13 protein-coding genes are annotated in these 12,061 nt (G+C 68.8%); 6 read left to right on the forward strand and 7 right to left on the reverse strand.

All coding sequences use genetic code 11. The features are described from left to right. Nucleotides 1-215: 215 nt before the first annotated feature. Genes purU through ACIBG8_RS37505 form a run of 4 tightly spaced genes read right to left on the reverse strand, consistent with a single transcriptional unit; the run spans nucleotide 216 to nucleotide 5,444 of the window. Nucleotides 216-1,046 carry a formyltetrahydrofolate deformylase gene (purU, locus tag ACIBG8_RS37490; RefSeq protein ID WP_397347940.1) on the reverse strand — a complete coding sequence of 277 codons (831 nt, stop codon included), beginning with the start codon at nucleotides 1,044-1,046 and terminating at the stop codon, nucleotides 216-218. Further along, nucleotides 1,043-3,400, reverse strand: a complete 2,358-nt coding sequence (locus ACIBG8_RS37495) for an FAD-dependent oxidoreductase (protein ID WP_397347941.1) — start codon at nucleotides 3,398-3,400, stop codon at nucleotides 1,043-1,045. The genes purU and ACIBG8_RS37495 overlap by 4 nt, the downstream gene beginning before the upstream one ends. After that, nucleotides 3,397-4,341, reverse strand: coding sequence for a LysR family transcriptional regulator (locus ACIBG8_RS37500; RefSeq protein ID WP_397347942.1), 945 nt, complete (start codon nucleotides 4,339-4,341; stop codon nucleotides 3,397-3,399). The genes ACIBG8_RS37495 and ACIBG8_RS37500 overlap by 4 nt, the downstream gene beginning before the upstream one ends. A gap of 5 nt (nucleotides 4,342-4,346) precedes the next feature. Beyond that, nucleotides 4,347-5,444, reverse strand: a complete 1,098-nt coding sequence (locus tag ACIBG8_RS37505; protein ID WP_397347943.1) for a pyridoxal-phosphate-dependent aminotransferase family protein — start codon at nucleotides 5,442-5,444, stop codon at nucleotides 4,347-4,349. A 199-nt stretch (nucleotides 5,445-5,643) separates the two neighbouring features. Here ACIBG8_RS37505 and ACIBG8_RS37510 point away from each other — a divergent pair, with 199 nt between their 5' ends. Both ACIBG8_RS37510 and ACIBG8_RS37515 read left to right on the forward strand, forming a co-directional pair. Further along, nucleotides 5,644-6,585: an anion permease gene (locus ACIBG8_RS37510; RefSeq protein WP_397347944.1), complete on the forward strand. Its 942-nt coding sequence runs from the start codon at nucleotides 5,644-5,646 to the stop codon at nucleotides 6,583-6,585. Beyond that, nucleotides 6,582-7,217 (forward strand): DUF47 domain-containing protein, encoded by a 636-nt coding sequence (locus tag ACIBG8_RS37515; RefSeq protein WP_397347945.1) that lies wholly within the window; start codon nucleotides 6,582-6,584, stop codon nucleotides 7,215-7,217. The genes ACIBG8_RS37510 and ACIBG8_RS37515 overlap by 4 nt, the downstream gene beginning before the upstream one ends. On the opposite strand, the gene ACIBG8_RS37520 is transcribed toward ACIBG8_RS37515, so the two are convergent. Beyond that, complete coding sequence (locus ACIBG8_RS37520) at nucleotides 7,214-8,098, reverse strand: LLM class F420-dependent oxidoreductase (protein ID WP_397347946.1); 885 nt, start codon at nucleotides 8,096-8,098, stop codon at nucleotides 7,214-7,216. The genes ACIBG8_RS37515 and ACIBG8_RS37520 overlap by 4 nt on opposite strands. 87 nt (nucleotides 8,099-8,185) lie before the next feature. Between ACIBG8_RS37520 and ACIBG8_RS37525 the strand changes: the two genes are divergently transcribed. After that, the gene (locus tag ACIBG8_RS37525; RefSeq protein WP_397347947.1) at nucleotides 8,186-8,464 is read left to right on the forward strand and encodes an ArsR/SmtB family transcription factor; all 279 of its coding nucleotides are present in this window, start codon (nucleotides 8,186-8,188) and stop codon (nucleotides 8,462-8,464) included. Here ACIBG8_RS37525 and ACIBG8_RS37530 read toward each other — a convergent pair. Continuing rightward, nucleotides 8,454-9,929, reverse strand: coding sequence for an alkaline phosphatase family protein (locus tag ACIBG8_RS37530; RefSeq protein WP_397347948.1), 1,476 nt, complete (start codon nucleotides 9,927-9,929; stop codon nucleotides 8,454-8,456). The genes ACIBG8_RS37525 and ACIBG8_RS37530 overlap by 11 nt on opposite strands. A gap of 112 nt (nucleotides 9,930-10,041) precedes the next feature. Here ACIBG8_RS37530 and ACIBG8_RS37535 point away from each other — a divergent pair, with 112 nt between their 5' ends. Then, nucleotides 10,042-10,473: an NUDIX hydrolase gene (locus ACIBG8_RS37535; RefSeq protein ID WP_397347949.1), complete on the forward strand. Its 432-nt coding sequence runs from the start codon at nucleotides 10,042-10,044 to the stop codon at nucleotides 10,471-10,473. On the opposite strand, the gene ACIBG8_RS37540 is transcribed toward ACIBG8_RS37535, so the two are convergent. After that, nucleotides 10,389-10,739, reverse strand: coding sequence for a hypothetical protein (locus ACIBG8_RS37540; RefSeq protein WP_397347950.1), 351 nt, complete (start codon nucleotides 10,737-10,739; stop codon nucleotides 10,389-10,391). The genes ACIBG8_RS37535 and ACIBG8_RS37540 overlap by 85 nt on opposite strands. Before the next feature lie 163 nt (nucleotides 10,740-10,902). On the opposite strand from ACIBG8_RS37540, the gene ACIBG8_RS37545 reads away from it, so the two are divergent. Both ACIBG8_RS37545 and ACIBG8_RS37550 read left to right on the forward strand, forming a co-directional pair. Next, nucleotides 10,903-11,721, forward strand: coding sequence for a Scr1 family TA system antitoxin-like transcriptional regulator (locus ACIBG8_RS37545; protein WP_397347951.1), 819 nt, complete (start codon nucleotides 10,903-10,905; stop codon nucleotides 11,719-11,721). Beyond that, entirely contained in the window at nucleotides 11,718-11,954 is a 237-nt protein-coding gene (locus ACIBG8_RS37550; RefSeq protein ID WP_397347952.1) for a DUF397 domain-containing protein, read from the forward strand. Before ACIBG8_RS37545 ends, ACIBG8_RS37550 begins: the two co-directional genes overlap by 4 nt. Nucleotides 11,955-12,061: the final 107 nt, after the last annotated feature.

A 12,061-nucleotide genomic window follows, 5' to 3' on the forward strand; every position in this document is an offset into this window, starting at 1 on the left:
CGGGCGCGGGGGCTTCCAGGCGCGGGGGCTTCCAGGCGCGGGGGCTTCCAGGCGCGGGGGCTTCCAGGCGCGGGGGCTTCCAGGCGCGGGGGCTTCCGGGTGCCCGGGCTTCCGGGTGCCCGGGCTTCCGGGTGCCCGGGCTTAAAAGGAGAGGACCACCCACTCAGGGGTGGTCCTTCCGGGAGGGTCGTCTTCCGAGGGGTGGTTGTAGGGGGTCAGCGTGGGAAGACGATGGTCTTGTGGCCGTCGAGCACCACGCGCTGCTCGGCGTGCCACTTCACCGCCCTCGCCAGAGTGACCGCCTCCACGTCGCGGCCCAGGGCCACCAGGTCCTCAGGGGAGTGGCTGTGGTTCACCCGGGCCACCTCCTGCTCGATGATCGGCCCCTCATCCAGGTCCGACGTCACATAGTGTGCCGTGGCCCCGATGAGCTTCACCCCCCGCGCATGCGCCTGGTGATAAGGCTTGGCGCCCTTGAAAGACGGCAGGAACGAGTGGTGGATGTTGATCGCCCGCCCGGCGAGCTTCTCGCACAGGTCCTCAGACAACACCTGCATGTAACGAGCCAGCACCACCAGATCAACCTGATAGTGCTCGACCAGCGTCAGGATGTCCGCCTCCTGCTTGGGCTTGGTCTCGGGCGTGACCGGCAGGTGGTGGTAGTCGATCCCGTACGACTGCGTCAGCGGCCGAAGGTCAGGATGGTTGGACGCCACCGCGACGATCTCGATGTCCAGCGCCCCCGACCTGACCCGGTAGAGCAGGTCGTTGAGGCAGTGGTCGAACTTGCTCACCATGATGAGCACCTGCGGCTTGACCGACACGGCCCGCAGCTTGAAGTCCATCCCGAAGTCCGGCGCCAGCGCGGCGAACGCCGTGGTCAGATCCAGCTCGGAGGTGAACTGCACCCGCATGTAGAACCGCTGGTCGCCGAACTGCTGGCTCTCGGTGATGTTGCACCCGTTCTCGGCCAGCAGGCCGGAGACGGCGGCCACCACACCGGGACGGTCGGGGCAGGAAAGGGTCAGGACGTACTCAGCGGTCATGCCTTCACTCTCGCGGAGGTGGGATCGTAGGGCGCCTTGAGGCTGATCTGGGCAGAGTACAGGTCACCTGCGACATCCACGTCAGCCTTCCCGATGGAGGCGTCGGCGACGAAGCCCAACGCGACCGCGCGCCCCAGGGTGGGGCTGTAGGCCGCCGAGGTGACATACCCGACGGGTACGCCGTCGGCGAGCAGTGACTCGCCTCCCCAGAGCTGCACGTCCTGGTCGTCGAGCACGATCGACACCACCCGGCGGGCGGGCGTTTCGAGCGCCTTGTCCTGCCCGCGGAAGGGGATCCCCTTCTTGCAGGTGAACCGCAGCCCAGCCTCCGCCGGAGTGACCTCAGGGCCGAGCTCGCGACTCCAGGCGCGGTAGCCCTTCTCGATCCGCATCGCCTCGATGGCGTAGTACCCCGCCTGGGCGATACCGGTCCCGAGCAGCGTCTCGTAGACGGTGACAGCGAACTCGGCAGGCACATAGAGCTCCCAGCCCAGCTCGCCCACGTAGGTCACCCGGGTCGCCCGGACCGTCGCGTAGCCGAGGTCGACCAAGCGGGAGGTGCCGAAGTCGAATGACGAAAAGTCCGCCTTAGACACGGATTGCAGGATATTTCGTGAAGAAGGTCCCATGACGCCGAAGACAGCGTAAGCGCCGGTCACGTCCACGAGGACGGCGTGGCGGGAGCCGATGCCCCTGGAAATGTAGTCGAAGTCCCGCGTCGTCTGCGCCGACCCCGTCACGATCAGGTACTCGTCCTGCGCGACGCGGGTCACCGTAAGGTCCGACTCGTAACCGCCCTGGTCGTTGAGCAACCCCGTGTAGACGACCCGCCCAGGCTCCACGTCCACGTCGGCGGTGCAGAGCCACTGCAGCACCTCGGCCGCGTCCCGCCCCTTGAGGGTGAACTTGGAGAACGACGTCTGGTCGAAGACAGCGGCATGCGTACGGCACGCCTCCACCTCGGCGTTCACCGCCGGCTGCCACTCAGGACGCCCGAAGGTGTACGGCGCGGCCGTACCGAAGTAGTTGACCCGCTCCCAGCCCATCTTCGACCCGAAGCACGCGCCGGCCGAGGCGAGCAGGTGGTGCACCGGCGAGCGCCGCAACGGCCGCGCCGTCTCCAGCTCCCTGTTCGGCCACGACATCGCGTAGTGCAGCCCCAGCGTCTCGGTGACGCGGTCGCGCAGCCAGGTGTCGTTGCCCGCCCACCGGGCGAAGCGCCGCAGGTCGGCGGGCCACAGGTCGCTCGTCGGCGACCCGTTCACGATCCACTCGGCAAGTGCCCTGCCCGCGCCGCCGGCAGAGGCGATGCCGGCCGAGTTGAAACCGGCGCCGACGAAGTAGCCGCCCACCTCGGGCGCCTCCCCCAGCAGGAACATGTTGTCCGGCGTGAACGACTCCGGCCCGTTGTAGAACATCCGCACGCCGGTCGTCTCCAGCGCGGGCACCCGGTGGATCGCGTTCTCCATGATGATCGCGAACTGGTCCCAGTCCTCGTCGAGCAGCTGGAACTCGAACGGGTGCGGGATGCCGTCCATCGCCCACGGCTTGGCGTCCGGCTCGAACCCGCCGACGACCAGGCCGCCGACCTCCTCCTTGAAGTAGGCGTAGCCGTCCGGGTCCCGCATGACCGGCAGGTCGGGCTTCACGCCGTCGATCTGCTCGGTGACGACGTAGAAGTGCTCGGCCGAGTGCAGCGGCACGGTCACGCCCGCCTGCCGTCCCAGCTCCTTGGCCCACTGTCCCGCGCAGTTGACCAGCACGTCGCACTCGATCGTGCCCTGGTCGGTCACCACACCGCGCACGCGGCCCTCGCGCACGATCGTGTCGAGGACGCGGACGCGCTCGAAGACCTGCACGCCCCTGCGCTGGGCGCCGCGGGCGAGGGCCTGGGTGAGGTCGGACGGGTTGGCCTTGCCGTCGCCGGGCAGCCACACGCCGCCGACGACGTCGTCGACCTGCATGACCGGCCACAGCTCCTGCGCCTCGCGCGCCGAGATGACCTCGGCGGTGATGCCGTAGTTGCGCGCCTGAGCGGCCGTCCTCTTCAACTGGGTCATGCGGGAAGGGGTGCGGGCGACGCTGACGCTGCCGCACTGCTTCCACCCGGTGCCGAAGCCGGTCTCCGCCTCGAGCCGGGCGTAGAGGTCGGTGCTGTACTGGATCAGCTTCGTCATGCTCTCGGTGCTGCGCAGCTGGCCGACCAGCCCGGCCGCGTGCCAGGTGGTGCCGCACGAGAGCTGGCCCTGCTCCAGGACGACGACGTCGGTCCAGCCCAGCTCGGCCAGGTGGTAGGCCACGCTGCAACCGACGATGCCGCCACCGACGATGACGACCTGCGCCCGATCCTTCAAGAAATGCTCCTCAAGCGATTGATGCCCGGCCAGCTGCGCACGTTGCGGAGCATGGCGATGAAAGCCTGTTCTGCTGGGCCGAGCAGCCGGTCGCGGCGGTGGGCCAGCACGATCGGGCGCGGCTTCGGCGCCGGGGTCACCTCGACCGCCGACAGCCGCCCGTCGGCGAGTTCCTGCTCGACGCAGTGCTCGGAGACCAGCGAGATGCCCAGCCCGGCCGCGACGGCCTGCTTGATCGTCTCGGGGCCCCAGATCTCGGTGCTGCCCTCCAGGCCCCAGTCCTCCATGGCCTGTTCCTGGAGTTCGCGCGTGGAGGAGCCCGGCTCCCTGATGAGGAAGGGCTCCCCGGCCAGTTCCGACGGCTCCGCCGTATACGTAGTTGAGGAGCCTGCGACGATACCGGCGTCCGCGAGCCTGTGGCCCGGCTGGGTGATGACGACGAGCCGGTCCTCGAGGATCGGTTCGCTCACGAGCTGCGCGGCTGAAGGCTGACCGGCCAGTACGGCGACGCCGATGTCGCCGTCGACCAGGCCGCGCTCGACCGCCTGGCCGTTGCCGACCTGGATGCCGATCTCGATGCCCGGGTGGCGGTCGCGGAAGGCAGCCAGCAGCGGCGGCAGCAGGTACGTGCCGACCGTGGTGGTTCCTCCCGCGACCAGCTTGCCGGTCTGCAGGCCGGAGACCTGGCGGATCGCCGCGACGGCCTCGTCGGCCAGCAGGAACACGCGCTTGGCGTACTCCAGCATGACCTCGCCCTCGGGCGTCAGCCTGATCCTGGCGCCGCTGCGGTCGATCAGGGTGGTGCGAAGGGACTGCTCAAGCTGCCTGACCTGGTGCGACACCGACGGCTGGCTCAGGTAGAGCTTCTGTGCCGCCGCCGAGAAGCCGCCGCACTCCACCACCGTCATGAAGATCCAGAGCCTGTGCAGGTTGAGCTGCATCGCGATTAACCCCTAGCTGCCTCAATGGACTCCCGAAGAGCTTCTTCGAGCTCCTCGAGCCGGTGCCAGGGGATCTCCCCCATCGTGCAGATGCGGAAGAAATCTTTGGACAATTGCCCCTGACCGGCATAAATAACATAGCCGCGCTTCTTCAGCTCATCGTGAAGGGCGTCGTACGTCACGTTGTCCGGCAGGTGAAGCATCGTCACCGTGTTGGACCTGAACGGTTCATCAACGAGGATCTTCAGCCCGAGCCGCTCGAACTGCCCGCGCACCAGAGCGGCCCGCTCGCGGTACAGCTTGGTCCTGGCCGCGAACCCGCCCGCCTCCTCGTACTCCTTGATCGCCTCGTCCAGGGCATAACAGACCTGTACGGCAGGCGTGAACGGCACGTCGCCCTTGCGCTGGCCCTTGAGGTAGCTGGCCGCGTTCAGGTAGAGGCTGCGCTCCGGCACCTCCTGGATGCGCTCGATCGACGCCTCCGAGCACAGGATGAACGACATGCCCGGCTGCCCGTGCAGCCCCTTGTTGGCGGTGCCGCACACGACGTCCGCCTTGACCTCGCTCAGGTCCTGGTCCTCGATCGCGGTGCCGGAGATGGCGTCGATGAGGAACAGCGCCCTGCCGTGGACGATCTCGCCGATCTCCTTGATCGGGTTGATCAGGCCGGTGGTGGTCTCGTGGTGGATGCAGATGACGGCGTCGATGTCGTCGTGCTCGTCCAGTGCCGCCTGTACGGCCCCCGGGTCAGCGGGGACCGTCCAGTCGCTCTTGATCTCGTAGAAGGGGATGCCGTTGGCCTTGGCGATCCTGATCATCCGGTCGCCGTAAACGCCGTTGTTCACGACGAGCACCGCACGCCCTTCGCGTACGGAGCTGATGACCGCCATCTCCATGGCCGCGGTGCCGGACCCCGTCACCAGCAGTGCCTCGTGCGTGTCGCCGAGGTTCAGGCAGCGGGGCAGCGCCTCACGGATCCTGAACAGCAGCTCGGTGAACTCCGGCTCGCGGTGGCACAGGTCGCCTCGGAGCAGGGCGTCCTTGACCCGCTTCGAGGTACACGCCGGTCCGGGATTCAGCAGAATGAGCTCTTGGTCCATCATCCACTCGATCTTGGGTAGTTAATCGGGCGAATTGGACGCTAGTCGCGATTCGGGTGCTCAGGCCAGCCGGGATTTCACTATGAGCCCCATAAGGGGATCCGGGGTTGCCCTCCCCACCTGCGGCTTCTTACGCGGATGATGTGCCCTATAGGGTTTTGCGTCTTGTCCTGTGCGGTTCGTGACAGATGGGATGGGACGGGTGGCGGTAGATGTCGTGCTGATCGTGGTCGCGGGCACGTTCGCAGTCGTGTCCGGGATGAACGACGGCGGGGCGCTGCTCGCGACCGGGCTCAAGCTGCCCAGCGTGCGCCCGGCGACCGGGATCCTCACGCTGGTGGTGCTCGTCGCGTTCGTGCCGCTCGTGTCGCACAAGGTGGCGCTGGCCTTCGTCACCAGGCTGGGGTCCTTCGACGGGCCGGGCGGCAAGCAGGCCATGGCGATCGCGGTGGTCGCGGCGCTGACCGTGGTGACCGTCCTCAGCAACAGGGGCCGCCCCACCAGCCTGACCCTCGCCATCGTCGGCGGGCTCACGGGGGCGGGCCTGGGCTGGGGGCTGCCGGTCTCGTGGGGGTACGTGGCGCTCGTCCTGACCGTCGGATTGTTCTCGCCCCTGGTCGGGGGCGTCGCCGCGTGGTTCGTGACGCGGCTGTTGCTGGCGCTGACCAGCAGCAGGGGCCTGCGCCACTGGCACGTGGCGGGGTTCGCGCTGCAGTGCGTCGCCTATGCGGCCAACGACGGGCAGAAGATGCTCGCCGTCTTCATGATCGCCCTGGGCTTCTCCGGGGCTGCGGCGCCGTACACCCTGCTGGTGGCCGGGCTCTTCGGGGTCGGCGCCCTGTACGGCCTGCCCAAGGCGGGCCGTACCCTCAGCAGGGAGATCATCGCCTCGCGCCCGCTGCACGGGGTCGCGGCCGAGCTGGCCTCCGGGGCCACGGTGACCGCGTGCGCGGCGCTGGGGGTGCCGGTCAGCATGACCCAGTCCATAGCAGGCGGCCTCATCGGCGCAGGGGTCACGACGGGTGGTGGACGAGTGCGCTGGTACGCCGCGGTCAAGATCGTGGTCGCCTGGCTCCTCACCCTCCCGGCCAGCGCCCTGCTCGCCGGTCTGGCTGCCTTCCTCATCAAAGGTGCCTCCACATGATGAAGCGGCTCCGGCGGATCCGTGACCTGATGACCGGGCGCATGGACAGCGCGCTCACCGAAGCGCTCCTCGGCCAGCTGGAGGCCACGAAGGAGGGTGCGTGGCTGGCCATGGCGATGATCGGCGGCGAGGTCGGCAGGACCGGCGCCCACGAGCAGATGCGCGCCATCGAGCACCTGGGCGACGAGGAGCGGCGGCGGCTCGTCGAGGAGCTCAGGAGCGCGCTGGTCACGCCGATCGACCGGGAGGACCTGTTCCGGCTGTCGCGGTCGATCGACGACGTGCTCGACTCGTTGCGCGACTTCGTGCGGGAGTCGCATCTGTACCGGGTGCCGGACCAGATCCGGTTCTCCCCGCTGCTCGACCAGGTGATCGTGGGGATCGACGCGCTGGAGAACGCGGTGCGCGACCTCGCCTCCCGGCCGTCGGCGGTGGTGCAGGACGCGTTGGAGGCGAAGAAGGTCGGGGGTGCGATCAGGCGCATGTACCAGTACGAGATCTCCCGCATCTTCTCCGGCGAGCTCACCGCGGAGGCGATGAAGGAGCGCGAGCTGGTGCGCCGGTTGGAGATCGTCGGCATGGCGATAGGCGAAGCCGCCGACGCCATCGCCGACGGCGCCATGAAGCGTTAGAGGGAGAGGGCCGGGGCGAGGGTGTGGAGGGCGGTGGTCACCTCGGCCAGGGTGCTGCCGCGTGGGGTCAGGGGTTGCAGGGCGACGTGGTCGGCGCCCGCGTCGAGGTGGGCGTGGACGCGCTTGGCGATGGTCTCGGCGTCGCCCCATACGACCAACGCGTCCACCAGGCGGTCGCTGCCGCCGCCCGAGAAGTCGTTGTCCGTGAAGCCGAACTCCCGCCAGTTGTTCACGTAGTTGGGCAACGTCAGGTAGTAGGCCAGGTGCTCGCGGGCGAGACCGCGGGCGCGGACCGGGTCGGGTTCGACGACCACCGCCTGCTCAGGCACCAGCAGCTTGTCCGGGCCGATGATCTCCCGGGCCAATCCGGTGTGCTCCACCGGCACCAGATAGGGGTGCACCCCGTCCGCCCGGTCGCGGGCCAGCTCCAGCATCCTGGGGCGCAACGCCGCCAGCAGCCGCGGAGCGGGACGCTCAGGCCGCGGCAGGTCGACCTCAGCGCTGTCCATGTCGTCCAGATACGTGCGCATCGCCGACAGCGGCTTGGCGTAGTCGTGTCCCCGGCTCGTGACGATCGTCCCGTGGCTCACCCCCAGCCCCAGGATGAACCGGCCGGGGAATGCCTCGGCGAGCGTCGCGGACGCCGCGGCGGTGGCCGTCGCGTCCCGTGCCCAGATGTTGGCGATCCCCGTCCCGACCGCGATCCGCTCCGTCGCGGCCAGCATCACGGCCGCGCCGGCGTAAGGGTCCTTGGTGCCCGGCGCCTCGCTCAGCCACAGCGTGCCGTACCCGAGGTTCTCGATCTCCACCGCCGCCGCGCGGACCTCGCGGGCGGGGGCCCGGGTGAACAGACCGTGCCACACCCCGATGCGCCCATCCATGGAAGCCTCCTTCGACTAAGATGTTCGATCGAGATGGAACAATACCCTGAAGTTCGATCGCCGTCGAACATAAAGCACGCGTCGCCCATGGAGGTGTCGCTCCAGGCCGCGCTCGACGCGCTCGCCGATCCCGTACGGCGGCGCATCGTGCGCGACCTGGCGGAGGTGCCTGACTGGTCACTGCCCTGCGGCAGCTTCAACCACCTCCAGGTGGCCAAGTCGACGCTCAGCCATCACTTCTCCGTGCTGCGCAACGTCGGCCTGCTGGAGCAGCGCGACGAGGGGACCAGGCGGCTCAACCGCCTGCGCCGTCCCGAGTTCGACGAGCGCTTCCCCGGCCTGCTGGCGCTGGTGCTCAGGGAGTGACGCGCAGGTCGTCGATCGCCCAGTACCAGTTGTTGGTGGCGTCGAAATACCTGAACTTCACCGTCATCGACGAAGCCCCGGCGGGCACGGCCACCGGCACCGCCTCCACCTTGGCGATCGCCTCGGCCGTGTAGTTCTTGACGACCGCGTACGGCCCGCCGTCGAAGGACACGAGCACCTGCGCCTTCTGCGTGCCGTCCGGCCGGTAGTGCGTGGCGTAGGTGATCGTCGCCGACGTACGCCCGGCAACGCCGAACGCCGGCGAGGTCAGCGACGTGTCGTACGGCCCGGCCCCGTGCGAGCGGTCGTCCCACTCGTCGGAGTCCGCGACCGCGAACGTCCCCCTGCTGCGCACGTTGAGCTCGCGCCACTGGTCCCGCTGCGCCCGCGACCAGAACTCGTCGGTGGTGAACGACCACCCGCGCCACTCCTCCACACCTCCTGACGGCAGCGCGGAGTTGTTCACCGACCATCCCGCGGGCGGCGTGTGGGTGAAACCGAGCACCCCGGCCGGAATGCCGGTCTCGTTGACACGTCCGGACAGCGGCAGCGCGTCGAAGGGGTCACCCGCGCGCGTGCCCACGAACCGGCTGTCCAGCCCCGCCGGGACGGGCAGCTTGAGCTGGGTGAACACGGTCGCCGTGACGTCGACGAGCCGCGTGTCGCGCGGCGTGGCCCCGGCGGCGATCCCCGGGCCCGACGCCAGCACGAACGTCCGCCGCTCCTCGATCGTGGACCCGCCGTGCCCGCCCGCGTCGGTGTGCCCGTGGTCGGTGGCGACGATGACCGTCCAGCGCTCGCTCGCGTAGGTGGGCCTGGCGCGGACCGCCGCGAGGAGCCGCCCGATCTGCGCGTCCGAGGCCTTGATCGCGTCGAGGTAGCCCTTCGAGGCGGCCCCGCTGTTGTGCCCGGCGATGTCGATGTTGCCCAGGTAGACGAAGGACGCGTCCGGGTTCTGGTCGCGCAGCACCGGCTCTGCCGCCTGGGTGACCCGCTCGTCCTCGGCGGGGAAGCCGTTGGTGTCGCCGTCGAACACGACCCGGTTGTCGATCGCGGGGCCGAAGGTGCCGTAGTCGCTCAGCGCCTTCCAGTCGAAGGCCGCGAAGGTGTTCATGGCGGGGTTGACGGCCTCGATCCTGCTGAGGAAGTCGGGGTAGAGGTCGTAGCGCCGGCCGGTGAAGGAGTTGTCCTTGACGCCGTGCCTGTCGGGCCACACGCCGGTGGCGATGGTCGACCAGCCGGGCCCGCTGGAGGTGGCCGCCATGGGGTTGGCGTAGAGCAGGCTGGTGCCGAACGTGCCGGTGGCGATGAGCGCGTCGAGGTTGGGGGCGTCGGCCGGGGCGATGCGGTCGTAACGCAGGCCGTCCAGACCGATGACGAGCACCTTGTCGACGGAGGCGTCAGCATGAACGGGCGTCGGGAAGAACACGATCAGAGCGGCTAAGAGCATGAGCCATCGGGGCATCTGCGAGCTCCTCGCTGGGGGGTGGAATGATCCGCGTTGAGGATCTCCGCCAGGAGCGGGCGCGAGAAGACCGTCTTTCCGATGAGCGGCATCAAGGAATGAGGGGGCCCAAATGGCTGTACGGCCTGCTGCCAGGATCGTGTGCCTGGACGCCGAGGGCCGGGTGCTGCTCATGCACTGGCGCGACCACGTCAGCGGCCGGCGGCTGTGGGAACCGCCGGGTGGAGGGATCGATCCCGGCGAGACTTCCCTGGAGGCGGCCAGACGTGAGCTGGCCGAGGAGACCGGCCTGCCCGGCTCTGCCGTACAGGATCGGTTCGTGCGGGTGGAGCGTGACTTCGTGTGGCTCGGTGTCCGCTACACGTCGACCGAGTCGTTCTATGTGGCCCGGTTCGAGGAGAGCCGGCCCGTTGCCGATCCTGGCGAGCTCACGGAGGAGGAGCGCCATACCTATCTGGGTTATGCCTGGTTCGCCCCGGACGACTTGCCCGGTGACGTGGTCGAGCCGCCCGAGCTGCTCGACGTCATCGCCCGCCTGACGTAGTCGGCCGTCTCGTCCACCTCCATGAAGTGGGCGGACCTGCCGTCCTCAAGCTGCACGTGATAGCCGTTCTCGACGCGGACCCGCACCGAGCCGGCGATCAGCAGCGGCCCGACGCGCTCCAGCGGGTCGTAGCGGTTGGCCGCGAGCGTCAGCCGTACATGCCGCACCAGCAGGCTGCGCTGGCCGTCGGATGTGAGCCGTTGCTGCACCCATTCGAGCTGCTGGATCTGCTGCGCTTCTACCTGTTGCGTATACCCGGCACGCATAAGCACCACATGTCCCTAAGTCGGTGAGAATTCCCCTGTCATGACCCCAGCCTGCACTCAAGTGACTACTCTATGTACGTAAACCGGTGGCACATGGGGAGTGTGTGACTACCGGGTCCGTTTGTAGAACCGTGTAGAACCGGAGTAGGAACCGGAGCGCGCCATGCCCCCAGCACGTGAGCTCGACCCCGCCTCTAGCCCACTGGCGTTCTTCGGCGCTGAACTCCGCGAGCACCGCACCCGTGCGGGGCTCTCCCAGGACCAGCTCGCCGAGAAGCTGAGCTACTCGCTCTCCCTCGTGTGCGCGGTCGAGCTGGCCAAGCGCACTCCCTCGCGTGACTTCGCCGAGCGCGCGGACGACGTGCTCGAGACGGGCGGCGAGCTGTCCAGGTTGTGGCCGCTGGTCCGCCAGTCGGCCTACCCGGCCTGGTTCCGCCCGTGGCTCGACATCGAACAGACCGCACGCACCCTGCAGACATGGCAGCCTCTGCTGGTACCCGGCCTGCTGCAGACGGAGGAGTACGCGCGCGAGATCTTCCGCAGGGAACCCGCCGCCACGGCGGAACAGGCGGAGGAAGCCGTGACGGCACGAATGACGAGGCAGGCGATCCTCCACCGTCCCGACCCGCCCATGTACTGGGTGGTGCTGGACGAGTGGGTGGTCCGCAGGCCGGTCGGCTCCGCCGCGACGACGCGCGCCCAGTTGCGCGCGTTGCAGGAGTCAGCCGAGTTGCCGAACGTCACCATCCAGATCGTCCCCATGGACGCCCAGGCCGTGCCTGGGCTGACGGGGGCGTTCGTCATCGCGAAGGTACCCGGCGAGCCAGACCTCGTTTACCTGGAATCAGCCGGAGAAGGGTACGTCACGGATCGGCCGCAGGACGTGGAGTCCATCGCCCGGCGGTACGACGTGATCCGGTCACTCGCCTTACCGGTTCAGTCAAGTCTAGATTTGCTGCAAAAGATGGAGGCAACCATATGAACGACATCCAGTGGCGGAAAGCCCGTCGTAGCGGAGGCAACGGCGGAGACTGCGTCGAAGTGGCCGTCCTCGACGCGCCCGGGGACGTCGCCACCCACAAAGCCGACCAGGACCGGCTCTTCGTCCTGCGTGACTCCAAGGACCCGGAAGGGGCCCGGCTGTTCTTCACACCGGCCGAGTGGGAGGCCTTCCTCCTCGGCATGAAGGACGGCGAGTTCGACGACCTGTCCTGATCAACCACGCCGTGGGGGGGCCGCGGGGGGGGGGGGCCCCGCCCCGCGGCCGCCCCCCCCCCCCGCCGGGCGCGCCCGCGCCACCCCCCCCCCCCCCCCCCCACGGC

This window comes from Nonomuraea sp. NPDC050556 (assembly GCF_044457355.1).
Lineage (GTDB): Bacteria > Actinomycetota > Actinomycetes > Streptosporangiales > Streptosporangiaceae > Nonomuraea.

Bases quoted from the DNA above. Each gene is read 5' to 3' on its own strand.
- ACIBG8_RS37515 (WP_397347945.1), top strand. From the start codon at position 6,582: ATGATGAAGCGGCTCCGGCGGATCCGTGACCTGATGACCGGGCGCATG.
- ACIBG8_RS37505 (WP_397347943.1), bottom strand. From the start codon at position 5,444: ATGATGGACCAAGAGCTCATTCTGCTGAATCCCGGACCGGCGTGTACC.
- ACIBG8_RS37520 (WP_397347946.1), bottom strand. From the start codon at position 8,098: ATGGATGGGCGCATCGGGGTGTGGCACGGTCTGTTCACCCGGGCCCCC.
- ACIBG8_RS37525 (WP_397347947.1), top strand. From the start codon at position 8,186: ATGGAGGTGTCGCTCCAGGCCGCGCTCGACGCGCTCGCCGATCCCGTA.
- ACIBG8_RS37545 (WP_397347951.1), top strand. From the start codon at position 10,903: ATGCCCCCAGCACGTGAGCTCGACCCCGCCTCTAGCCCACTGGCGTTC.
- ACIBG8_RS37500 (WP_397347942.1), bottom strand. From the start codon at position 4,341: ATGCAGCTCAACCTGCACAGGCTCTGGATCTTCATGACGGTGGTGGAG.
- ACIBG8_RS37530 (WP_397347948.1), bottom strand. From the start codon at position 9,929: ATGCCCCGATGGCTCATGCTCTTAGCCGCTCTGATCGTGTTCTTCCCG.
- purU (WP_397347940.1), bottom strand. From the start codon at position 1,046: ATGACCGCTGAGTACGTCCTGACCCTTTCCTGCCCCGACCGTCCCGGT.
- ACIBG8_RS37550 (WP_397347952.1), top strand. From the start codon at position 11,718: ATGAACGACATCCAGTGGCGGAAAGCCCGTCGTAGCGGAGGCAACGGC.
- ACIBG8_RS37535 (WP_397347949.1), top strand. From the start codon at position 10,042: ATGGCTGTACGGCCTGCTGCCAGGATCGTGTGCCTGGACGCCGAGGGC.
- ACIBG8_RS37540 (WP_397347950.1), bottom strand. From the start codon at position 10,739: ATGCGTGCCGGGTATACGCAACAGGTAGAAGCGCAGCAGATCCAGCAG.